Below are 20966 nucleotides of genomic sequence, written 5' to 3'. Positions count from 1 at the left end.
AGACAGACAAAGAATAATCCCCCTGTCAGGATATTTATAAAAAAGCTACCCTCAGCAAGTGGCTTTTTTATTGAAGTGTTCCACCGGAACGCCCGGAACGCAATTTAATGCACTGGAACACTTTAGCATTGATTATCAATACATTAACATTTTTTCAACCCCGACACAGGCGGAACACGCATCTATCTAAAAATCAGATACCTAATAGATATATTTAGCCATTGGTTAAATTTTAACTACTATAACGCTGCGTTATTTTGGAACACCCCGGCATTCCTTTATAGCACTTTCATCGGATAAGCATAGTCGGTTAATTGAATATTTTGGGTATTGCCTGCGGCCCGGGCTATCCGCTTATACTGCACGGGCCTTAGCCCATAAGTTAAGAAAAACAGAAGGGCAAATAATATCGAATAATGAATTTTGAATGTCGAACGCCGAAATTTTTCCTTCATTATTCGATATTGGACATTCAGTGTTCAATATTTAAATCGTTAGTAATTCCTTAACTTAAAACCTCCATTTAAAATCAACGCTCCAATATCCCCTGCGCCCGATACAAATTATCAGTAGCCTGCAATATCTTATCCCTCAACTTAGGATTATAATCAGGATGCCGCTGCAGGAAATCGCGCACAATTTGGTAAGCCTCTTTAGTCTGATAACTACCAAACACCGCCCCCAGCCACGATTGCGGGAAGAACACATCGCCGGTACGCTGAAGATCTTCAACCAGTTCCAAACTTTTGGGCAGGTATTTGATGGAGGTACTTTGCCTTAACGGGTGATTTAAATAGCTTAAACCTGTGGTAACCCAGGCCTCTTTTGCCCTGTTTTTTCGGTCGGCCAGGCTGTTAAAAAAGGCATCGCGTTCCTGCACATTCAGCGAGAGGGCGGGCGCCAGGAAAGCCAGCCTGTTTTTGCGTTCGGGATTGCTGATGCGGGCTTGCTGCTGCTTTAATACCGAAGTAACAGTGTCGCTTTTAAGGGCGATGGAAAGCGCCATACCCGTATAATCATCCTCGGCCAGTTTAACGCCCGTGGGTGGCTTTTGGGTTAGCCATACCTGGTAAATGCGGCTTTTAGCTTCGGCACTTAAACAGGTGTTTTGGTAAGCGCCAAACAGTATTTTTTTGTTATTCGGCGCTGTTTGCTGTTCCATGGCTTGCCATAGGGTGTGCTCCAGCTCCGTGCTTAAAATCAGCCGGTCTTTTGGCAGCGTGAAGGTCCAGAATATGCTGGTAATATAGCCGGTAAGCAGGCGCAGGTTCATTTCATTTTTTTCGATACTGATGCCGTGCAGGTAAAGCTTTAATAGTTCAGCCGGTTTAAAAGCACGCCCGGCCAGCATATTCTCGTACCCGTTAATATAAGCCGAAGCACGTTGCAGCGGGCTGTCTAAATTGAATAAACTGCCCGTCATCACCTTATCCGCCGGGAACAGTCCATAACCCATGCCGTCTGCATTAAATAAGATGAACAGCGGCTTCGCCAAACCGGCAGCTGCCTTTAGTACAATTTGCCGCGCGTTCATATTCACCGGGATGGTTTTGCTGTAAGCAGGATACACCAGCGTGATATTAAATACCTGCGGCCATATGCGTGGCGCGCCAACTTCAGGATGCTGGCTGATGTTAAAAGTGCCGATTTTACCATCGTTATAACTCACTTTATAATCAAACACCGGCCTGCCGGGCTGGCTTACCCAAACCTTGTTCCAGGTGTACAGGTTGGCGGTGCTGTATTTGCTCAGGATGGCAATCAACTGGGGCCAGGTAGCGTTGCCGTAAGCATATTTTTTCAGGTACTCGCGGATGCCTTGCTGAAAATTGGCCTTCCCCATCAGGCTTTCCAGCTGGCGCATCATAATGGGGGCTTTGTGGTAAATAATATTGCCGTAAAGCGAACCCGCATCCTGCAAATTATCCAGCTGCTGGCGAATGGGGTTGGCGCCCATCGTCCTATCCACTCCGTAAGCGGCCGGGTAATGGTCCTGCAAAAATTTAAGGTTAAAAGTTTCGGCGCCCATTAGTTTTTCGGTCACCTTATCGGCCATAAAGTTGGCAAACACCTCCTTCATCCACACATCGTTAAACCACTCCATGGTCACCATATCGCCAAACCACATGTGCGCCGTCTCGTGCGAGATTAAATTAGACCGTGCGATGAACTGATCTTTGGTGGCCCCCTCATCCAAAAACAAGCCCGAGGCCTTGTATTGCACCTCGCCCGGGTGCTCCATGCCGCCGAACTGAAAATCGGGTATGGCCACAAAGCCCACTTTCTGAAAAGGGTAAGGTATGCCCGTCCAGCTTTCTAAAAAGCTAATGGCATCCCGGTGGGCTTTAAATATCGAATCGACACTTAACCTGATCTGGGTAGAATCTGTTTCCCTGTGCAAAAATTCGGCACTGCGCCCGCCTATCATATGCCTTACATCAGCATACGCGCCCGCGGTGAAAGAGAACAGGTAGGTGGGCAATTTGTCGCTGGTATTAAAAACATAATGCTTAAAGTCGCCCTCATCAGTTACATCCTTTACGCTGCCATTGGCCAACGCTTTCCATTCCTTGGGCACCCTCAGGCTTAATTTAAAAGTAGCTTTCAAATCCGGCTGATCAAAACAGGGGAAAACGGTACGGGCCCGGTCGGGCACAAATAGGGCATACAAATAATCATCATTACGGTTTAACGATCCATTACCGGCAATAAAATCAATCGTGATAGCATTATGCCCGGCCCTTAAATATTTAGTATCTATAATGATATGTTCGTCCTTCGCCTCAAAAGGGATTACCTGCCCCTGGGCCACCCGCACATTTTTAATGTGCTGCGCATCCTGCTTAAAATCAATTTGCAGCGGCTGGCCGGCATTTTTTAAATCAAATGCGATATGCGCCACACCGGCAATATCATCAGCCCGTTTCAAAGGCACCAAAAACGACAGGTCATATTCCACATTACTGATTACCGAATGCCTGTACTGCGCCAACCCGTACGATACCCCCGTTTCAACAGGTACAGGTTTAACACGTTGCTGTGCATATACCACAACATTTAAGCTCAACAAAAACAGTATCAGTTTAGATAATTTCATATGGTTGGTTGTTTTGAGTTTTGGGTTTTGAGTCGAAAGTCAAAAGAACAAACCGCTGTTCGAAGTCTCCAGACTTCGAACAGCGGCGTTAAATATTGTCAACCGAAACTTCAACCCATTTCTATTCAGATATGATTTTTAACTTGACTTCAGAATTATCCGGGTTTAACCAAAAACATAAACCTCCATCAATTAAAGAAATATTATAGGCATCTGCTTTAAAAGGTCTTATGATCATGTTATTGTACTCTCTAAAGCTTGATTTCCCAATAAAAAAATAATAGAATTTATTATTTACTGTTTTTTCTCCTATGATTAGTCTGTTTAATATTTTTTCGCCTGTAGTATCTACCTGGTAAATGAGATAATATTTACCTTCCTTTTTTGCGATATATGGCGATATTGAAAATCTAACTTGATGTAACGCTATTGTCGGTACATCTTTTTTATAAATCGAACAACTTACCAATAAAAACAGTTGTAATAATATTATTTTCCTCATAATTACCTCCGCTGATCGAAGTCGGAGACTTCGATCTACTATGCATGTAGTCTCTGACTACACGGTTGATCAAAACCTTATCATTCTACAGCCGCAGAATATAGGCATAATGGTTCGAACTCGGAGAATCGGACAGCGAAGAATTTTTGCCTTTCGCCTTTAACCTTTCACCTGTTGTTTTAAGTCTCAAATCTAATATCTCATATCTAAACCGGGCGTTCCCGCTGGTAGAAGCGGGCCGGGCTAAACGCTCATACGCGCACAAGGCATTAGGCGCGAGGCAGGTATCCGCTAATATCCCTAACGCGGAGGTGGGGAAATTGTGAAGTTGAGGGTTTACTGCAAAATCGTAATTTGCTTGCGGGCACACAAGTCTGGAGGCGGCAGCACAAAAAGTACTTGCGGGAGCTGGGGAGGGGGCAAAAATCTTTCCCTAAGAACTTCAATAAGCTTTTGCGCTTACATTAGTAGATCCAACTTCCGTAAAGCCGATAACTTAATTATTGAACGATTAGTGAAATCATCTTTTGCAAGAATTATAAAAATGACTGCCAAAATCGGTTAAGAAATATTCTTCAGGGGCTAGTTGCTCTATGGCAGGGTGTCCGGGACCTGAATCATATTGTGAAAGGTTAGGAACTTCCGCAATTATACCCAAACGCTCAAGGTTGGCAATTGATTCGGGCTGAAAATCATGATCGACCTGAAGCCAGCGGCCTACTGGTAAATTTTTTTTACCCTCTATCATGTACTTTATTATTTCAACATCGTCGCTCGACAATTGCGATAACACGCTTGGATAAACTGTGACAACGAGTTTCTTTGAAGCATCAATATAATTAGTAAAAAGGTTAGCCCACATCTCCTGTAAAGTTTCATCCTCTTCTAAAGCAACGCCGTTCAAATAAGGAAACAGAACTTTCAGGTTAACATCTTTTATAGTAATTTCATTATCCTGAATTATTTTTTGAACTTTCTTGAAATTTTTAATTTGATTTTCAAGAAGCCTCACTTGCTTATTGGCGGCAATCATCTGCCCATAGACATCAGCTACGGGACCAAGTAATCGAGAAAGCAATCCCTCTGCAGTTTTGGCTGTAATTTTTAAGGCTTCGGTTTCAGCTGGCGTCATCATATTTTTTCAAGTGAAATTAAGAATTATTCCATAATAATAACGACCACCATTGATTGGTTTGTTGGTAACAATACCCGCTGTTCGAAATCTCCTGGCTTCGAACAACTATGCCTGTAGTTCCTGACTACAGAATTATTGCTGCCTTTGCACAATAGTTTTGTATTACATTAAGTAATTGCCGATCTATAACCTTAGCGTGCTCTGTAAAAACATACAGCAGTTTTCTTCTGCCGCCCCGTTTTGATGTCGCAAATTGCGACCTCAAGTTGGCGATTCGTTTAGTCATTAGCAAATTTTGGCTAAGCTAAGCCTCTCTTGGCTAACTTTAAAATCTGTTAGAACAGACGAACCATTAAGCCTATAGTTTCTTATTTACAGGATTATTACCGCCTTTGCCCGATTACTTTATTCGTTTATCAATTACCCATCTATAACCTTATCATTCTATAGTCACAGACGATAGGCATAGTCATCCGAGGTCGGTGAATCGGACAGCGGAGGGTATCTGCTGCCTATAATTACATGATGCCTTATTGGAAAATCCTTTGTATTATTTATATGTGTATCTATTATACACTAATTTATATCTAAATTCGACCAGCCGAAGAAACCTATAAAAATCATGAAAATCTCCCGAATTAAAATTCAAAACTTTCGTTCTATCGAACAGACTGAATTTACAGCAACCGATTTCAATATAATTGTAGGCCAAAATAATTGTGGTAAAACAAATTTCTTTGAAGCTATCGAATATTTTTTTAACGGACCAGGGAAAGGGGTAAACCCAAAAGATTTAAAATATAAAAGAGACGTAGATAGAGAAATCGTAATTGAAATTGAGTTTTCTGAAGCTTTGGCAGGTGCCGCAGTCATGAGAAACCAAGCTAATAAAACCAAAATTGAAAAGGTACTTAATGGAAATGACCAGGTTACCGTTTCACGTTCAAGCGAAATAAAAAGCAGAACAGTGCTTGTAGCGGGAAATGAAGTTAATACCGGCACCGGCTTTGATGCTGCATTAAATGACTTTTTGCCGAAGTTTGAATATGTACATACGCGTCAATACTACGAAAGCGTTGCAAAATATGCAAAGAGTACGCCTATAGGAATAATGCTGTCCGGTGTCTTGTCAATCATTCTTGAAGAAAACGAGCAATATCAGGACTTTCAACGAAAATTTAAAGAGTTATTTGAGGACGACGGCTCGGCGATAAAAGCGGAATTTGAAAACGTTGGCAATAGCGTACAGATACATCTTGAAAAGCAATTCCCAGATTGCACAAAGGTAAAGTTTGAGGTTTCAGCCCCCGTTTTCGATGACTTATTGAAAAATTTTGATACGACTGTTAATGACGGAATTGAAACATTAGCTGAAGAAAAGGGTGATGGTATGCAGAGGGCGTTGATGCTTGCAATTATACAGGCTTATGCGGATTTTAGGAAAGCCCGTGACGAAGCTGGAAAAACTTTTCTGTTTTTCATTGATGAGGCGGAATTGCATCTCCATCCAACAGCCCAAAGGAAATTAAAGACAGTTTTATATTCCTTGTCGCAAAATAATGATCAGGTATTTATTAACACTCACTCTTCGGTTTTTGTAGCCGATAACGAAGACAACCAAACTATCTTCAAGGCTGAAAAGCACAATGGCAAAACAGAAATTCAAGCAACTACAGATAGGCAGAAGCCCTATATTATATATGAATTATTAGGTGGTAGTCCGTCAGACTTATTGCTCCCTCGAAATTTCCTAATCGTTGAGGGTGTAGCTGAATATGAATTTTTAATCAGAGTTATTGAGCGCTTTTATCCCGATAAACCACCAATTCAAATAATTAAAGCAGATGGTGACGTAGATCAAATTGAACGAACAATAAATTCTATATCTAAAGCTTTTTCACCACTATCAATCAGTATTTACAAAGATAGGATTGTGATTTTGTTAGACCAACCAAGTGAAAAAACACGCGCTGGTGTTAAAGACTTCATTGCGACCAATAGACATCTAATGGACAATAATCAATGGTTTCAACTTCCGGCACGAGACTTAGAGCAGTATTATCCGAATTTTAGAGACGAAAGTCATGGTCTTTGGAAAAAGACACAGGAGGAATTGGATCAAAGAAATGAAAAAGATAAACGAATATTTAATGGCAAGAAAAAAGTGCAATTGGCAAAGCATGTTGGTCAATGTGTTACCCAAGTGCAATTTGAAAATGAAATGCCCATATGCTTGACCGCGCTCAATCGTTGTTGGGATTTAAGTTTCGTTTAGATCGCTAACGCAGTGTTGTCTGAACATAGATTTGTTAGATTTAAAGGATTACATCTGTTCGAAGCCCAAGCCGTCCGTAGAGTGCACTTTGGAACGTCTCCCCGCCCTTGTTGGGGTTGTCCAATGCCTTTAAGATAAAGGAAGCGGCATCTTTTGGCGTGATAACCCGCAAATTCAAATCCGATACATCTGAAACTCCGTCCAAAAACGGTTAATATCCGATTCTACTAAAACCTCAATTTTTTGCCCTTTACCCTCATTATTATAACAAAGCGTCGTTATTACTCAAACGAATCTTGGCGAAATTCCTTTGTACCAACCAATAATGAATGAGGCGACTTCTTTATGGGGTGTAACCAATTATGCTTTATACATAGCAATCGCTTTTTATGGATTGCTTAAACAACTTATGAAACGGTAAAGCTCAACACTATTGCAAGAATTATAAATGAATAATTTATTGGAATTAAAAAGAAATAAATGGATATTTATCTGATTAATAGATAATTACTAAACCATGAAACCTTTATCACAGTATTTTAATATAATTTTAATTTTTGTGTTAATTTTTTTCCTTTCAAGCTGTATGGCCTTGCTCGAGCTAGGAGAAGTTGCTGAATTAGGTACTGCTGGTCTTGAAATAGAAGGAACGGGGATGCTCCGGGTCATTAGCGCTGAAACGGTCGCCGAGGAGATCAGTAGCGTAAGACTAATCGAATCTGGCGATTTAGGAATTATAAAAAATGGACGACTCACAAAATTTGCCGAATTACTCGATGGGGGTAAAATTGTTTTGGAAAATGGGACTGTGGTAAAAATCCCTGGTACGATCTATACAGTTAATGAAGAGGTCTTTGTTAGACAAGCGCCATTCGAAAACAGCAATATTTTAAATAATGAGCATTACGCAAGTGGTCGCTTAGTCATAGTTAACGACGTAGTAAACGGCTGGTATGAAGTAATGTTACCAAACCATGTATTCGGCTTCATTCCAGTTAATTCCGCCACTATAGTACATTCAAAACATCTCAATAAATACAAAAAGAAACCTACGAGAACTAAAGGTTTTCATGCCGGTGCAAATTATATTGCAAACAAGTATTTTATCAATAGTCCTCAGTCCAGAGATGTAATTGTTAATTTGACCTTAGAAGACGGCAGCCTGGACGAAATCTCTAGCCTCAAAGTCAATAGCATTGCCCTTGAAAAGGGCTACCACTCTACGCCATCATTTTTTTCCACATATTATTACATTGACGAATTAGGCACACAACTAAGAATGGGCAACCTTGATTATATCAATAAGCTTAATTTAAATAAATATGCCGATTACCTTCTAATAGGTACCCATTCTGTCAAAATCAGAACTAACCAAATCGAAGCAAATATGCTTACTTCTGATCTTAGCTACATTGTTAATCTTGTGAACCTGAAAACAGGAACTATCGAAAAATCTTTCGTCGATACCATACACGGGAATGGCTGGACTGTTTCAGAAGCAAATGATGATGCGTTGCAAGCATTTTATCAGATAATAAAAAACAAACTTTAATTCCTCATGAAGAAGATAACTATTGCCTTGTTATTGATGTTGACGTGTAAACTTCCATTTGCACAAGCTCAGGGCGCGAATGCATCGTTTGATTCCAGCTTGCAACTTCTAACTGACAAACTAGGAGCAAAACTCGTCAAATATCAATCATTAAAAATGGCAGTCTGGGAGTTGACTGATCTTGATGGTGGCGTATCACCAATTGGAAAATATGTTGCGGAAGATATCTCGATTAACCTATCTGACAAATTCCAGGTAGCCAACAGAAACCTGTTAAGCACGCTTATAAAGGAGAATAAACTTAGAACAGAGGGATTTATCAATCAATCAACACTCACGCAATTCAAAAAGCTGTCTGATATAAATATTTTAATAACAGGCACAATCGCAGTTTTGCCGCAAAATATTAAGATCACATTACAAGCCTTAGACGTTGATGGTAATATTTTGGCGGCAACTAAGGGCGATGTCTTTAGAAATGAAGATATCAACGAACTACTCGGAGTCAATACGAGTAGTACAAATCAAGGTTTTAATAGGTCGCTAAACTCAAATGAACAAAGAAACAATCCACAAACCGTTGGCAGTGATTGCTCAAGTCAGCACATTGGGGATTATTGCTTCAGAAACTCATCGAAGAGCACGTTAAGTTTGTTGGTTAATTATACTAACCTATCAGATGGGATGCATCCATATAATTCGGAAATGACTTTTGATCTAAAGCCAGGCGAGTCCAAATGCCTTAACGGATTGATTTCTGTCGGTCGCCGTTACAATTTCACAGCTACCAGGCAGCCTCGCGCCGATCAAAGCCTAGTCAATTGCGATGGATGCTATACTGTTGTTGATACGGGGAGTTTTATGGTCGAACAATGCAAATCAAAAACTTACGAAATAAGGTGACGTTTATAATTTGTTTATCAATTTTTACACTCCTTGGCGCAAGTCTTGTGTTGTGGACATTGAGCGATGGCGGACTTGTGACTTTCTTAGTCTGAAAGTTTTGCCGCTATGAAGTGTCTCGTCCTAAAAAGTTTCCCTCCTTCGCGCAAGTCTTGTGTTGTGGACATTGAGCGATGGCGGACTTGTGACTTTCTTAGTCTGAAAGTTTTGCTTCTATGAAGTGTCTCGTCCTAAAAAAGTTCCGGATATCACAAGTCAGCCACCCACATCCAAACCCACAAGACTTGCGCTAAAATCGGGGAAGTATTGGGAACATCGAGCTAATGAAATAAAAAAAATCTATCGAAGTAATAATGTTTAATTTTAGCAGAAAATGGAAAGTTACGAGTCAATAGTTCAATTAATTGATAAAAACAGAGAATTTGTAAATTTCGCTGATTTTGGTGATGGGACATCTGATTTTTGGGTTAATAAGGCGCAGGAGCGTTTAACTGTCGATTTTGCGCCGTCATATGTTTGGTGGTTAAAAAATTATGGCGGCGGAGAGATATTGGGTGAAGAAATATTCAGTGTGTATGAGATGGATTTTGATCAGGTTATCGGAGGTGATGTTGTTTATGTAAATGAACTAAATAGAAGAAATAAAATCACTGACCCGACACAATTACTCATACAAGTAACTGACAGGGCGGAGTTTTTTTATTTTGATTTACACCATGCTGATAATAATGGGGAATATCCAGTATGTCGAATGTTTGCAGGAGAACATACTAAATATGCTGACGATTTTTTAGAATTTCTTACTAAACGAATACAAGATAAATACTAGAGTGCCACTCGGCTACAGCAAGCATCCCTTCGCTCCGCCCTTGTTGAAGTTGTCTCCAACAAGCCAAAGTTAATCGCTTAAGAAAGCATTTAGTCAGCAGCTAAAGCCGTGTGCATGCCGAAATTTATTGGTGACAACACCAACAAAGCGCAAGTTTTTGAATACTAACCGGCTTTTTCGAATACGGTTTTCCAGGAACCCCTCCTTGGCGCAAGTCTTGTGTTGTGGACATTGAGCGATGGCGGACTTGTGACTTTCTTAGTCTGAAAGTTTTGCCTCTATGAAGTGTCTCGTCCTAAAAAAGTTCCCCATATCACAAGTCAGCCACCCACATCCAAACGCACAAGACTTGCGCTAAAATTGGGCAATGCTATTAAGTTAAGGAATTCACAAGTTGCTCCATCGGAGCAAAACATTTGTAGACACTTGTAAATCAACATTTTTGCGTGCCGTAGGTACGCTTCATAAGTTCCGTACCTACGGCACGGAGCATTATTTTCTATTTTTTTCTACAAATGTTATACCCCTACGGGGTTGAATAGCTTAACTTAATAGCATTGAAAGGAACTAAAAAGTCTTCCGAACACCTATGGTGACAACACCAATAAAGCGCAAGTTTTTTGTATACTAACCGGCTTTTTCGAATACGGTCTTCCAGGAACGCCCGCTGTCGAATATGTTTGATTTTGCATTGGTCTGAACAGAAATAGACTTGCCGTCATTGCTCAACTTCCAAACCTCTGTTACGTTAACAAATACTTGTTTTTGATCAATCATCAGGTGTATAATGGAGTTAACAGTCATGGTTTGTCCATCGGCCGACAACTTTACGATAAACTTCTTTCCTCTTCCCCGGCCATGATTAATTTCGCTCGCTTTACCGTCGAAGGCCAGTTTCTCCTGGCTTGTAACAGGCGCTGCGCCAGCAAACGGGTTTGGCACTTCTATGGTCATAAAATCTGCCTGCGCTGTTATTTTCATTGTTTTAGATAGCATACGATCACCCTCGTCATATGTGCAAACAATATTTCCGCCCATACTTATCGACTCTTTGGATTTCCATTCGCCAGAAAAATCAGCGCGATGAGTGCCATTTTTTTGTTGAGCCTGTACGGGGAAATAAGTTACTCCAACCAGCATAATAGCCAGGCTGTACAAAACATTTCTTTTATTTTTCATATCCTGTTAAAATTGATTCAGCAAATCTACTTTGACATTTTTCGGTGCGACGAATTTGGATTGTAAATAAAAATGTAAACTTTGTAAATAATGGTAAATAGTAGGTGAGTTACCCATTGAAGGGGAGTCTTTAGCCCAAAGTCTTAAGTTCTAAGCCCCGCTGCCGCAAGCGTCCCCGGCTTGTGGCCCGCATGCTAAGTATACGCCCTGTTTCAACCTGCAAAGGGCGCATCGCAGTAAGTTGGGGCATCAAAAAAAGTAAACACCTCAGTAAAGTCAGGAAATAAAATGTTAAATTTGGTTATAAGAATAAAGAAAGGAGTTATTATGCCAACCATTAAGAAAGTGATTGACGAAAAAGGTTTTTATGGCGATGCTATTATTAGCGACAAGGTTAAAGACCGCAGCAATGATCCTTACTTTGTAAAAAAAGCTGAAGAAGCCAAAGAATTTTTACGCAAGCACCCCCTGCCAGATCATTTAAGAAAGAAATAAGCATCAATAAAAATGATAAAGAAACGAGGTTGGCTCAGAAAGGCCAACCTCGTTTTTTGTAAGCGCAAGTTTCACCTTATCATTTGATAGTCGGAGACTATCGGCATAATCGTCCGAAGTCAGAGACTTTGGACAGCGGAGGGCGCATCGTTGTAAGTTGGGTCATCAAAAAAAGTAAACACCTCAGTAAAGGCAGGAAATAAAGCATTAAATTTGATTATATAGAATAAGGAAAGGAATTATTATGCCTTCAGTTAAAAAAACAACAGTTACAGAAAAAGGACACGGTAAGCCCATTGTCAGCGACGATGTTAGGAGTCATGCCAATGATCCGTTTGTTTTGGATCAAGTTGCAAAAGCCAAAGAATTTTTGCACAAGCACCCCCTGCCAGATCATTTAAGAAAGAAATAAGCATCAATAAAATGATGAAGAAACGGATTGGCTCAAAAAAGGGTCAACCTCGTTGGTTTATTGGTTCACTGGTTCATTAGTAACTGTCGCCGGTGGTTTGTTACTGCAACCTGCTTACTCACTACTCACAACTCACAACTCACAACTGACTCACTCACTCACTCACTCACTCACCACCCCACCATCTGCCCTATCGCCCCAATGCTCATCCAGGTCATGGTGCCAACTACCAGCACCCCTAAAATGGTAAGCCATAAAGGTTGTTTATATGTTGCAATGATTTTTGACCGGTAGGCCGCAACCAGCATAACGCCCAGGGCAATGGGCAATATAAAACCGTTGATGGCCCCTACTACCAACAGTATTTTCACCGGTTTGCCTATCGCCAAAAAAATACAGCAGGATATCATGATGAAACAGATAATAATCTCGCGGTTCCATTTCAATATCAGCAGACTAAAACTCCTGATAAACGAAACCGAAGTATACGCCGAGCCCACTACCGAAGATATCCCGGCCGCCCAGATGATAACCCCGAAAAGTTTATAACCCACCTGCCCCGCAGCCAGTTGAAATATCGAGGCCGCCGGATTAGCCGGATCGAGCTTGCCGCCCGCGGTTATAACACCTAAAGCCGCTATAAATAACAACAAGCGCATAAGTGATGCCAGCCCAATAGCGCTTAAAGCCCCCCGGTTAACCACTGGCAAATTCTGCTGACCGGTGATCTTTGCATCCAATAAGCGGTGTGCCCCGGCAAAAGTAATATAGCCCCCCACTGTGCCGCCAACAATAGTCAGTACCGCGGTAAAGCTAAACTGCGTCGGGTTTACCGCCCGGATGGCCGCTTCGGCCAGCGGAGGGTTACTAATGTAAGCCACGTATAAAGCCAGCGCTATTTTGAGGCAACCCATGCATTTGGCAAACAAATCCATAGCCTTGCCCGATTCTTTATAAATAAATATGCCGATAGCTACGATGGCACTCATGATGGCCCCCTGCCCTACGCTTACACCAAACAGCACATTGAGACCCAACCCGGCCCCGGCAATATTGCCTATATTGAACGCCATACCACCCAAAAACACCAGCAACGAAATAAAGTAACCCAGGCCGGGCAAAAGCTGGTTGGCAATATCCTGCGCAGGTTTACCGGCCACAGTAATAATGCGCCAGATGTTTAGCTGGGCAATAGCATCCAGCACCACCGAAAGCAATATCACAAAACCGAAGCTGGCGCCCAGCTGCGCGGTAAATACAGCCGTTTGCGTCAAAAATCCCGGCCCAATAGCCGACGATGCCATCAGGAAGGCAGCACCCATTAAAACACTCCAGTTGCGCTGTTTTTTCATTTAACGCGCCGGGGCTTTAATACTTATGCCTTCGGCTTTCAGTTTCTCGTTTATCTTTTTGGCAAATTCAACGGCATGCGCGCCATCGCCGTGAAGGCATAGCGTTTCGGCTTTAAGGCTGATGGTTTTATTATTGGCCGATATCACTTGCTGTTGTTTTACCATCATCAGCACCTGGCTAATAGATTGCTGTTCGTCGGTAATCAGCGCGTTGCTCTGGGTACGCGGGGTAAGCGAACCGTCGTCCTGGTAAGTACGGTCGGCAAATACTTCGGATGCAGTAGCCAGGCCCAGTTTTTTGGCCCAGGTAATCATTTCGCTGTTGGCCAGCCCGTACAATATCAATGAGGGATCAAAATCGTGCACGGCTTCGGCAATGGCTTTGGCCAGGCTAACATCTTTAGCGGCCATATTATACAATGCCCCATGTGCCTTTACATGGTGAAGTTTCCCGTAGGCTGCTTTCACAAAGCCAGATAAGGCACCTACCTGGTACAAGGTCATCTGGTAGGCCTCATTTGCCGAGATCTTCATTTCGCGCCGGCCAAAACCCTGCAAATCGGGTAAGCCGGGGTGCGCGCCAATGGCCACGCCCTTCTTTACCGCCATGCCCACGGTATGCTGCATTACCTCCGGGTCGCCCGCGTGAAAGCCGCAGGCTATGTTGGCCGATGTAATGTAGTCCATCAGGGTTTCGTCGTTGGGCATGGGGTAGTTGCCAAATGCTTCGCCCATATCGCAGTTCAGGTCAATGCTTTGCATGGTAGTATTTTATAAAAATTTGTTTTGCACAGCAATGGTTAGCTGGTGCAATTGTTGTTCACGTTCAATATACAGCATTTCTGCTTCACGCCGGGTGATATCTTTAAAATAAATGGCGTCGCCGGGTTTAAGCTGGGCACATAAAGGCATATCCACCGTGGCCACCTGGGCTATTCGCGGATATCCTCCGGTAGTCTGGCAATCGGCCATTAAAAGCACCATGCTGCCGTTACCGGTAACCTGTATGGTGCCGGGCGTTACGGCTGTACTTAACAATTCCTGGTGTTTCAAACGCTCCATCACCGCGCCCTCTAAATGGTAGCCCATCCGGTTACTTTGCCGGCCGATGACGTAAGGTGCCGACAAAAAATTGGCGATGCTGCGGCCATTAAACCAGCCAAATTCGTTCCCCGGCACCACCCTTATTGTTTTAGCATCGGCCGGTAAATGCGCTTGCCGGGGAATGCTCCATGGAAGGTAAAAAACCTGGTTTTTTTTTACACTTTTTTGTATTTCTTTGAAATTTTCTACTATTATTTGCGCATTACCCGTTAATTTTTGCTCATTTTTAAGCACATCTCCTCGTTTTAACGCCCGCCCTTCCAATCCGCCAAACCCGGCGACCAGGCAGGTGCTTTTGCTTCCCAAAATTTCGGGCACATCCCAGCCCCCGGCAATGGCCAGGTAGGTGCGGCTCCCCGATGGGTTATTTATTAATTTTATGCTTACCCCCGATGGGATAAAAAGAGGCCGCTCCGGTGGTAATATTTGTTGGCCCAATTGAAATATAGCCCCCTCTCCAACATAGGCAATCAGCAGGTCGGTTTCGGCAACAAATTCCGCATCAGCATAAGTAAATTCAATTACGGCGGCATTGTCCTGGTTGCCCACAGCTTTATTGGCTATGCGCGCCGATAATGTATCCATAGCTCCCGACACCGGCACCGCCTGCGAAAGATATTGGTAACGCCCCAAATCCTGTATGGTGCTCATTAAGCCGGGTTTTAATATTTTGATTTGCATATTACCCGGCTAATAATTTATTAAACTCCTGTATATCAATAGCTTTAAAAACAACCATATCACCGGCCTTTAGTAACGATGGCTGCACACGGTCACGGTCGAACATTTTCAAGGGTGTTTGCCCAATGATTTGCCAGCCGCCTGGTGTATCCAATGGGTATACGCCTGTTTGCTGCCCGGCCATGCCCACAGCCCCGGCCGGTACCAACTTTCGTGGCGTTGCTTTACGTGGCGTTGCCAATCGTTCATCCATCCCGCCTAAATAGGCAAAACCGGGAACAAAGCCTATCATGTAAACTTTATAAGTGGCCGCACTGTGCAACTTAATTACCTCGGCTATGCTGATCTGGTGTAAATCGGCAACCTCGGCTAAATCGGGACCAAAAGTGCCGCCATAACATACCGGGATGGTAACTGTGTCCCCTTTAACCGAATTAGTCGTTTTCATTTGAAGATTTAAATCACCCAGGTAGCCCGATACTTTGGCCAAGCAGCCTGAGCCCGGTAAATCAGATTTGCTCACAACAAGGGGATCATAAAAAACAGTCAAAGTGGAATAGGCCGGCACCGTTGTATTAAAACCCGGAAATGGCCGCTGATGAAGCAACAGGTTTAAGCTATTGACCGCGTTTAGTAAGTTTTCGGCAATTTGTTGCCCAAACTCAACGGTAACCGCTGTTTCGCTTAAATAATAAATTTTGAACGCTCTGTTGGGCATCGCTATGTTTAGCTGTAAAACAACTGAATTTTATTTGATAAATCTCGGTAATACAGGTTACAGTTGCAATGATACGCTGCGATTCCATAAATTTTATGCCCGTAATAGTATCAGTTTGTTTAATAATAAGCGGGGCAAAATTATTTTATAAATATGGCGAATAAGTGCCTGGTAAATTAACGGATATTCTTTAGCCCGAAATCTTAAGTTCTAAGTCAAAAGAGAAAAAACTTTAGACTTACGACTTAGTACTGTTGACTTAATACTCGATTATAAAAAAGATCTAAAAAGCGATTTGAAATTACCTTCTTTTATTAATTCTGTTTACCTTTATTGAACCATACACCACCAATTGTAAAACCTTACCTGCATCTATATGAAAATTACAAATCACTGGTTAGAAGCCGACTCTGCTGATGAAAAAATAAAAATTTCTAAATCAGGAAATGCCCGGGACCCTATTGATCCCGATTACCTGGTAATTCATTATACCGCCACCGATACCGCTCAGTCGGCAATAAACTGGTTTATGGATACCCACTCGAACCCCGACAGGATTGCGGCACATATTGTATTGAACATCGATGGCACAATTACGCAGCTGGTCCCTTTTAACCACAGGGCAAATCACGCGGGTACCAGCACCTGGGATGGGGTAGATAGTTTTAACTATCATGCCATCGGCATCGAAATTGTAAACCCTGGCTTTGCCGAAAAGCTGGCAGATAATACTTTTAAACGCGTAACAGACGACGGCGTAAAAATTTACCCCGCAACCGACGGCGATAAGTTTATGAAAATTGATCATAAGCATAAGTTTTGGACGGGCAAAAGCAACCATTACTGGCGCATTTTTCCGGATGCCCAGTTGCAGGCGCTATACAAGCTTTGTAAAGTATTATTTGATACCTATCATTTGATAACAGCGGTTGGCCATGACGATATTTCCCCGGCGCGCAAGCCAGATCCCGGACCAGCATTCCCCTGGGATACGTTTAAAACAAATGTATACGGCCAGTCAAACAACACCGGCAGAATTTATGTGGTAAATACCGATGGCACTAATTTTAGAAACTCATTTTCTACCAATGCCCCTGTCCTTAAAAAATTAACAAAAGGTTATGAGGTGGGCTTGATAGAAACAAACGGACAATGGAGTAAAGTATACCTGGTAAACAGCCAGGCCGAGGTACTACAAAAGGTGGATGGCAAATCAAGAAGCATTAAAACCATCGGGTGGATATTTAGTTCGTTGTTATCTTTAAAGGCTGGTCAGTAAGTATTTAATCCTTGAAAGTCAAAAACCTGGCTTTAAATGAGTTGCCTGTTGTTTTAATTTTTTGCACTCAATTTGGGTGTTGCCTGCGGCCGGGCTATCCGCTCATACTGCACAGGCCTTAACCACGTTGGCCGGTATCCGCTACTATCCCTAACACTTTGTCTGAATCAGGATTAGCAGGATTTAAGAATTAACAGAATTTTTTTATAAAAAAACGTACCGGCCTGAGGCTGATGTTATCCAGGCCAAAAACCCTGCCGCGTTTTAGTTAATGTATCTAATGCCTTGAGTAATGTGGGGATTCGGTATGTGCCTGCCATTGAACTTATTTTTTCAATTGCTGTGGCGCCATCTACCCCAACAGAAGTGATAAACAACGGGTTAATGCTATTTCCTCTTATCAATGCCGTCTTTAATTTATTTAAGGTCTTAAAATTGGATTTTGCAACACCAATTACCGGAACCTTTTGATGTAACGCGCTGTACAAGTGCCAACCTAAACCAGGCTTCATTTCGTCATCTACATAAACATAACCGTCGATAACTATAGCTTCAATACGCGTTAGGTCAATTTTACCAAGTAAACTCAATATACAAGGCAATTCACGTCTAAAAAATTCGCCGGGAACATACTCTTCTATACCTTCAAGTACTTCTGAATATATTTCTAAAGGACTAACCGCCGTCCAATCGTCAAACTTAAGGCAAACGGTTTTTGCCTTATTTTCGTAATAGTAGGTATCAAAAGCTAATATCAAAATTACTTTATTATAATTTTGCAGGGACTCTTTTCAAGCCAGTATGTTATTTCTGTACTTCCGCTTTCCTTTTTTAAGGCAAGACGCTTAAGATAATGTGCGCGCGCGCTCGTTTCCTTTGTTGGATGTTCCATCAAACGATCAATAAAATAGTTTCCCCTTATACTATCCTCGCTATAAACGGCAGCAACCCAGCCAAAAAATAAAAGAATTCTACCAGGCTTATAATACTCATTATGAGAAAAGTCCGGGTAAAAATCAGTAAAAAGCGCTTCATAAAATTGACTAAAAACACTATCATAATAATAAAACCGATCATGATAAGTAACGTTAAATTCAGGATTAAACTCTGGTTGTTTAAGTTGTTCCCGTTTGAGGGCTAACTCACCTGTTGGCGAAAAAAACAGCTCTGTATTATCCGCCAAACGCTCATGCATCTGCTGCCCATTTTTATAAAACCATTCATTGTTTTTCCTGGCTAATAAGCCATCTTTATCCCAAAGGAAAGAGTCTTTACCATCCCAATGTTCTTTAAGCTGACCATCAGGATACCAATCTTTCCCGGATACAGCATAATCCCAATCTCTTGAAATCTGCCCATCAGAGTCCCAGTACTTTTCAGATAAACATTTGCCATCTTGATAAAAACCGTCGTAGAAGAGTTGACCATTTTTATTATATTCCAGGTAACGGCCATGTACATTTCCGTTTTTAAATTCTACAATCTCCTTAGTCTCACCTACATTATCCAACTTATCATTTTCGATAATAACTGTCCCGGTGAAAAGTTCACCTTTATATTTCATATAGGTAAAAAAATCATAAAGATTCTCTTCAAAATCGGTCTCGTTAAAGATAATCGGTTCGCTCATGAGGTGTTAACCTATTTAATTGATGGAATTTATTTAACACTTAAGTTAGCATCACCTGTAAAAATACGTAAATATCCGCTTTCCGTGTCCTCACAGACCGCTATTCCGAATATTATCGATTGAACCCTGCAATCCAATTGTCGGGAAGATGCCTGTGAGGACACAGGCATCGGGAAAGAATTAACAGAATGCTTTTTTGCGCCCAGAGTTTCTTTGGAAAAATTTATCTTAGCTAAACTTAAAAAAATGACAGATAACATATTGGCATATCAATTTGATTGGCCCCCTGTTACCGTTGAAGGCTATAAAAAAGACCAGAATAAAGTTGTTATGGTTTTTAACCTTGATGTCACTACACCGGCCAAAGTTCAGCATATGATTCAATACGTTGTGGGGCGTACTGTATGGTGTTCATTAAATTCGCCCACAAAGGTTAATATTTTATTGTCATTTGATTTCAGAGGCCAGGGTATTACTGTTACCAAAACCCAAACCTTTGAAAGCGAATTGTTACGATTGTTGGATAATGTCAATATAAACAACCAGGTATCAATCGATTTTTTAATTTAATATGGCCATAATAAATATATTAGCTAAAAGCAAAAAGACCGATTGGGGCAAAATAGCAAAAGATGTCATCGGCATGGGTCTTGGCATTATTGAATTTTTCCCTATTCCGGGTGAATTAGGTTTTGACGATGATGCACTGGCAATTAATGTTCATCGCGGATTTTCGGATAAGAAATTAGTGCTGGACGAACTGAATTTATTAGTCCGATACTTAACGATGCATGATTTTAAAATCATAGAATTATACGATGGCATAGAAATTACCAATAACAATATGGTGCAAACAATTGAGCCGTTATTGGCCTGACTAATTATTGAGGATGAAAAGGCCATTTAGACTTTTCCTGGTGTTGTTAGCCCTCACCGCCTGCAAAAACGGCAAAAGCCCAAACAGGCTCAAATACACCATTGCTAAAGACAGTAACCTGTACATCCAGATTTATCGCACCGGTTTGTTTGAAACGTCCACTACCGCCTACCTTACCGATTCGGCAAACTTCAGCCTGGAATTAGGCACTTACGACGATCAGACGGGCTATATTGATTGTAAGGTTAAAGGGGATACCGTATTGTCGGAAGAAAAAAAATACATTTTTGATAATAATGTAATGCAGGCAGATACGATGAAGGTTATCAGTACAAAAGTTTATAGTCTAAAAGGGCTTAAAAAGATGTATAATTTTGAATAGATGTGTCTCGCCGGCTACAAGGCCCTAATTTAAGCAGGAAACCTAATCAAGACTTGTAGATATCTTTTCTGTGGCCCAACGAAACTACTTCGATAACCAGGACATGGTCGAAAACCTCATAAATTATGCGGTAATCGCCAACTCTTATTCTATAACCGTCCCTGCCTTTTAGCTTCTTACAACCGATTGGGCGTGGTTCATCTGCCAGATGATATATTGCATCAATTATACGATCAGCAGTACTATCCTGTAATTTATCGAGTTGTTTTTGCGCTGGTTTTGAAATGGAAATCTGGTAAGCAGCCATTACTTTGCCCGGCGCTGTTTTACATACTCATCAAATGACATCGGGGGCTCGCTGCTCTTTTTGGCTTCATCAAATAGCTGCACGTCTTCAATATCTTCAAGTTCCTGCACAATGCGTTCGTACTCACTTAGGGGTATAATTACCGAAACTTTCTCACCATCTTCATTGGTAATATATTGGGGTTTTACTAAAGTAAGCATAGCTTTTATTGTTGTTTTTATTAAGTAAATTTAACAATAAATATTGCCGCGTCAAAT

The 20966-nt window shown here is 41.6% G+C and carries 22 protein-coding genes; 10 read left to right on the top strand and 12 right to left on the bottom strand.

All coding sequences use genetic code 11. The annotated features are described in order from the left end of the window. Window positions 1–529 precede the first annotated feature (529 nt). The 3 genes from AC1DXF_RS22210 to AC1DXF_RS22200 form a co-directional block, all read right to left on the bottom strand. A complete protein-coding gene (locus tag AC1DXF_RS22210; RefSeq protein ID WP_477450897.1) occupies window positions 530–3097 on the bottom strand; it encodes a M1 family aminopeptidase in 2568 nt (855 codons plus the stop codon). Window positions 3098–3218: 121 nt separating this feature from the next. Further along, window positions 3219–3599, bottom strand: a complete 381-nt coding sequence (locus tag AC1DXF_RS22205) for a hypothetical protein (protein WP_477450896.1) — start codon at window positions 3597–3599, stop codon at window positions 3219–3221. Window positions 3600–4119: 520 nt separating this feature from the next. Continuing rightward, window positions 4120–4734, bottom strand: coding sequence for an Abi-alpha family protein (locus AC1DXF_RS22200; RefSeq protein WP_477450895.1), 615 nt, complete (start codon window positions 4732–4734; stop codon window positions 4120–4122). A gap of 622 nt (window positions 4735–5356) precedes the next feature. Between AC1DXF_RS22200 and AC1DXF_RS22195 the strand changes: the two genes are divergently transcribed. The 4 genes from AC1DXF_RS22195 (at window position 5357) to AC1DXF_RS22180 (ending at window position 10293) form a co-directional block, all read left to right on the top strand. Then, complete coding sequence (locus tag AC1DXF_RS22195; RefSeq protein ID WP_477450894.1) at window positions 5357–7009, top strand: ATP-dependent nuclease; 1653 nt, start codon at window positions 5357–5359, stop codon at window positions 7007–7009. A 517-nt stretch (window positions 7010–7526) separates the two neighbouring features. Continuing rightward, window positions 7527–8561, top strand: a complete 1035-nt coding sequence (locus AC1DXF_RS22190; RefSeq protein ID WP_477450893.1) for a hypothetical protein — start codon at window positions 7527–7529, stop codon at window positions 8559–8561. Between the two features lie 6 nt (window positions 8562–8567). Continuing rightward, the gene (locus AC1DXF_RS22185; RefSeq protein WP_477450892.1) at window positions 8568–9464 is read left to right on the top strand and encodes a CsgG/HfaB family protein; all 897 of its coding nucleotides are present in this window, start codon (window positions 8568–8570) and stop codon (window positions 9462–9464) included. Between the two features lie 373 nt (window positions 9465–9837). Then, window positions 9838–10293 carry an SMI1/KNR4 family protein gene (locus AC1DXF_RS22180; RefSeq protein ID WP_477450891.1) on the top strand — a complete coding sequence of 152 codons (456 nt, stop codon included), beginning with the start codon at window positions 9838–9840 and terminating at the stop codon, window positions 10291–10293. A gap of 627 nt (window positions 10294–10920) precedes the next feature. Here AC1DXF_RS22180 and AC1DXF_RS22175 read toward each other — a convergent pair. Beyond that, window positions 10921–11472, bottom strand: a complete 552-nt coding sequence (locus AC1DXF_RS22175; RefSeq protein ID WP_477450890.1) for a hypothetical protein — start codon at window positions 11470–11472, stop codon at window positions 10921–10923. Window positions 11473–11799: 327 nt separating this feature from the next. On the opposite strand from AC1DXF_RS22175, the gene AC1DXF_RS22170 reads away from it, so the two are divergent. Both AC1DXF_RS22170 and AC1DXF_RS22165 read left to right on the top strand, forming a co-directional pair. Beyond that, a complete protein-coding gene (locus AC1DXF_RS22170) occupies window positions 11800–11967 on the top strand; it encodes a hypothetical protein (protein ID WP_477450889.1) in 168 nt (55 codons plus the stop codon). Between the two features lie 244 nt (window positions 11968–12211). Further along, complete coding sequence (locus tag AC1DXF_RS22165; RefSeq protein ID WP_477450888.1) at window positions 12212–12379, top strand: hypothetical protein; 168 nt, start codon at window positions 12212–12214, stop codon at window positions 12377–12379. 170 nt (window positions 12380–12549) lie between these two features. Here AC1DXF_RS22165 and AC1DXF_RS22160 read toward each other — a convergent pair whose 3' ends face one another. From AC1DXF_RS22160 to pxpB, 4 genes are read right to left on the bottom strand one after another with little or no spacing between them, the layout of a single operon-like run. Next, window positions 12550–13731 carry an NRAMP family divalent metal transporter gene (locus AC1DXF_RS22160; RefSeq protein WP_477450887.1) on the bottom strand — a complete coding sequence of 394 codons (1182 nt, stop codon included), beginning with the start codon at window positions 13729–13731 and terminating at the stop codon, window positions 12550–12552. Continuing rightward, complete coding sequence (gene pxpA / locus AC1DXF_RS22155; protein ID WP_477450886.1) at window positions 13732–14493, bottom strand: 5-oxoprolinase subunit PxpA; 762 nt, start codon at window positions 14491–14493, stop codon at window positions 13732–13734. A 9-nt stretch (window positions 14494–14502) separates the two neighbouring features. Then, complete coding sequence (locus tag AC1DXF_RS22150; protein WP_477450885.1) at window positions 14503–15516, bottom strand: 5-oxoprolinase subunit C family protein; 1014 nt, start codon at window positions 15514–15516, stop codon at window positions 14503–14505. 1 nt (window position 15517) lies between these two features. Beyond that, window positions 15518–16234 (bottom strand): 5-oxoprolinase subunit PxpB, encoded by a 717-nt coding sequence (gene pxpB, locus AC1DXF_RS22145; protein WP_477450884.1) that lies wholly within the window; start codon window positions 16232–16234, stop codon window positions 15518–15520. 376 nt (window positions 16235–16610) lie between these two features. Between pxpB and AC1DXF_RS22140 the strand changes: the two genes are divergently transcribed. Further along, complete coding sequence (locus AC1DXF_RS22140) at window positions 16611–17513, top strand: N-acetylmuramoyl-L-alanine amidase (protein WP_477450883.1); 903 nt, start codon at window positions 16611–16613, stop codon at window positions 17511–17513. Between the two features lie 236 nt (window positions 17514–17749). Here the strand turns inward: AC1DXF_RS22140 and AC1DXF_RS22135 are convergent, their stop codons facing one another. Together AC1DXF_RS22135 and AC1DXF_RS22130 are read right to left on the bottom strand one after the other, a co-directional pair. Further along, window positions 17750–18271: an endonuclease V gene (locus AC1DXF_RS22135; RefSeq protein ID WP_477450882.1), complete on the bottom strand. Its 522-nt coding sequence runs from the start codon at window positions 18269–18271 to the stop codon at window positions 17750–17752. 2 nt (window positions 18272–18273) lie between these two features. Next, the gene (locus tag AC1DXF_RS22130; RefSeq protein WP_477450881.1) at window positions 18274–19143 is read right to left on the bottom strand and encodes a hypothetical protein; all 870 of its coding nucleotides are present in this window, start codon (window positions 19141–19143) and stop codon (window positions 18274–18276) included. Window positions 19144–19389: 246 nt separating this feature from the next. Here AC1DXF_RS22130 and AC1DXF_RS22125 point away from each other — a divergent pair, with 246 nt between their 5' ends. The 3 genes from AC1DXF_RS22125 to AC1DXF_RS22115 are packed head-to-tail and all read left to right on the top strand — an operon-like array spanning window position 19390 to window position 20402. After that, window positions 19390–19713 (top strand): hypothetical protein, encoded by a 324-nt coding sequence (locus tag AC1DXF_RS22125; protein ID WP_477450880.1) that lies wholly within the window; start codon window positions 19390–19392, stop codon window positions 19711–19713. Between the two features lies 1 nt (window position 19714). Beyond that, a complete protein-coding gene (locus tag AC1DXF_RS22120) occupies window positions 19715–20020 on the top strand; it encodes a hypothetical protein (RefSeq protein WP_477450879.1) in 306 nt (101 codons plus the stop codon). Window positions 20021–20033: 13 nt separating this feature from the next. Continuing rightward, window positions 20034–20402 carry a hypothetical protein gene (locus tag AC1DXF_RS22115; RefSeq protein WP_477450878.1) on the top strand — a complete coding sequence of 123 codons (369 nt, stop codon included), beginning with the start codon at window positions 20034–20036 and terminating at the stop codon, window positions 20400–20402. 46 nt (window positions 20403–20448) lie between these two features. Here AC1DXF_RS22115 and AC1DXF_RS22110 read toward each other — a convergent pair whose 3' ends face one another. Together AC1DXF_RS22110 and AC1DXF_RS22105 are read right to left on the bottom strand one after the other, a co-directional pair. Next, entirely contained in the window at window positions 20449–20709 is a 261-nt protein-coding gene (locus AC1DXF_RS22110) for a type II toxin-antitoxin system RelE family toxin (protein WP_477450877.1), read from the bottom strand. Continuing rightward, window positions 20709–20909 carry a hypothetical protein gene (locus AC1DXF_RS22105; protein WP_477450876.1) on the bottom strand — a complete coding sequence of 67 codons (201 nt, stop codon included), beginning with the start codon at window positions 20907–20909 and terminating at the stop codon, window positions 20709–20711. The genes AC1DXF_RS22110 and AC1DXF_RS22105 overlap by 1 nt, the downstream gene beginning before the upstream one ends. Window positions 20910–20966 lie beyond the last annotated feature (57 nt).

It is taken from the genome of Mucilaginibacter sp. P2_A5 (genome assembly GCF_056404995.1).
This window is presented reverse-complemented; position numbering and strand designations above follow the sequence as displayed.

Coding starts and splice junctions, on each gene's coding strand:
- AC1DXF_RS22115 (WP_477450878.1), top strand. CDS start 20,034: ATGAAAAGGCCATTTAGACTTTTCCTGGTGTTGTTAGCCCTCACCGCC.
- AC1DXF_RS22180 (WP_477450891.1), top strand. CDS start 9,838: ATGGAAAGTTACGAGTCAATAGTTCAATTAATTGATAAAAACAGAGAA.
- pxpA (WP_477450886.1), bottom strand. CDS start 14,493: ATGCAAAGCATTGACCTGAACTGCGATATGGGCGAAGCATTTGGCAAC.
- AC1DXF_RS22165 (WP_477450888.1), top strand. CDS start 12,212: ATGCCTTCAGTTAAAAAAACAACAGTTACAGAAAAAGGACACGGTAAG.
- AC1DXF_RS22120 (WP_477450879.1), top strand. CDS start 19,715: ATGGCCATAATAAATATATTAGCTAAAAGCAAAAAGACCGATTGGGGC.
- pxpB (WP_477450884.1), bottom strand. CDS start 16,234: ATGCCCAACAGAGCGTTCAAAATTTATTATTTAAGCGAAACAGCGGTT.
- AC1DXF_RS22175 (WP_477450890.1), bottom strand. CDS start 11,472: ATGAAAAATAAAAGAAATGTTTTGTACAGCCTGGCTATTATGCTGGTT.
- AC1DXF_RS22200 (WP_477450895.1), bottom strand. CDS start 4,734: ATGATGACGCCAGCTGAAACCGAAGCCTTAAAAATTACAGCCAAAACT.
- AC1DXF_RS22160 (WP_477450887.1), bottom strand. CDS start 13,731: ATGAAAAAACAGCGCAACTGGAGTGTTTTAATGGGTGCTGCCTTCCTG.
- AC1DXF_RS22195 (WP_477450894.1), top strand. CDS start 5,357: ATGAAAATCTCCCGAATTAAAATTCAAAACTTTCGTTCTATCGAACAG.
- AC1DXF_RS22170 (WP_477450889.1), top strand. CDS start 11,800: ATGCCAACCATTAAGAAAGTGATTGACGAAAAAGGTTTTTATGGCGAT.
- AC1DXF_RS22205 (WP_477450896.1), bottom strand. CDS start 3,599: ATGAGGAAAATAATATTATTACAACTGTTTTTATTGGTAAGTTGTTCG.
- AC1DXF_RS22210 (WP_477450897.1), bottom strand. CDS start 3,097: ATGAAATTATCTAAACTGATACTGTTTTTGTTGAGCTTAAATGTTGTG.
- AC1DXF_RS22125 (WP_477450880.1), top strand. CDS start 19,390: ATGACAGATAACATATTGGCATATCAATTTGATTGGCCCCCTGTTACC.
- AC1DXF_RS22185 (WP_477450892.1), top strand. CDS start 8,568: ATGAAGAAGATAACTATTGCCTTGTTATTGATGTTGACGTGTAAACTT.
- AC1DXF_RS22105 (WP_477450876.1), bottom strand. CDS start 20,909: ATGCTTACTTTAGTAAAACCCCAATATATTACCAATGAAGATGGTGAG.
- AC1DXF_RS22130 (WP_477450881.1), bottom strand. CDS start 19,143: ATGAGCGAACCGATTATCTTTAACGAGACCGATTTTGAAGAGAATCTT.
- AC1DXF_RS22140 (WP_477450883.1), top strand. CDS start 16,611: ATGAAAATTACAAATCACTGGTTAGAAGCCGACTCTGCTGATGAAAAA.
- AC1DXF_RS22190 (WP_477450893.1), top strand. CDS start 7,527: ATGAAACCTTTATCACAGTATTTTAATATAATTTTAATTTTTGTGTTA.
- AC1DXF_RS22150 (WP_477450885.1), bottom strand. CDS start 15,516: ATGCAAATCAAAATATTAAAACCCGGCTTAATGAGCACCATACAGGAT.
- AC1DXF_RS22110 (WP_477450877.1), bottom strand. CDS start 20,709: ATGGCTGCTTACCAGATTTCCATTTCAAAACCAGCGCAAAAACAACTC.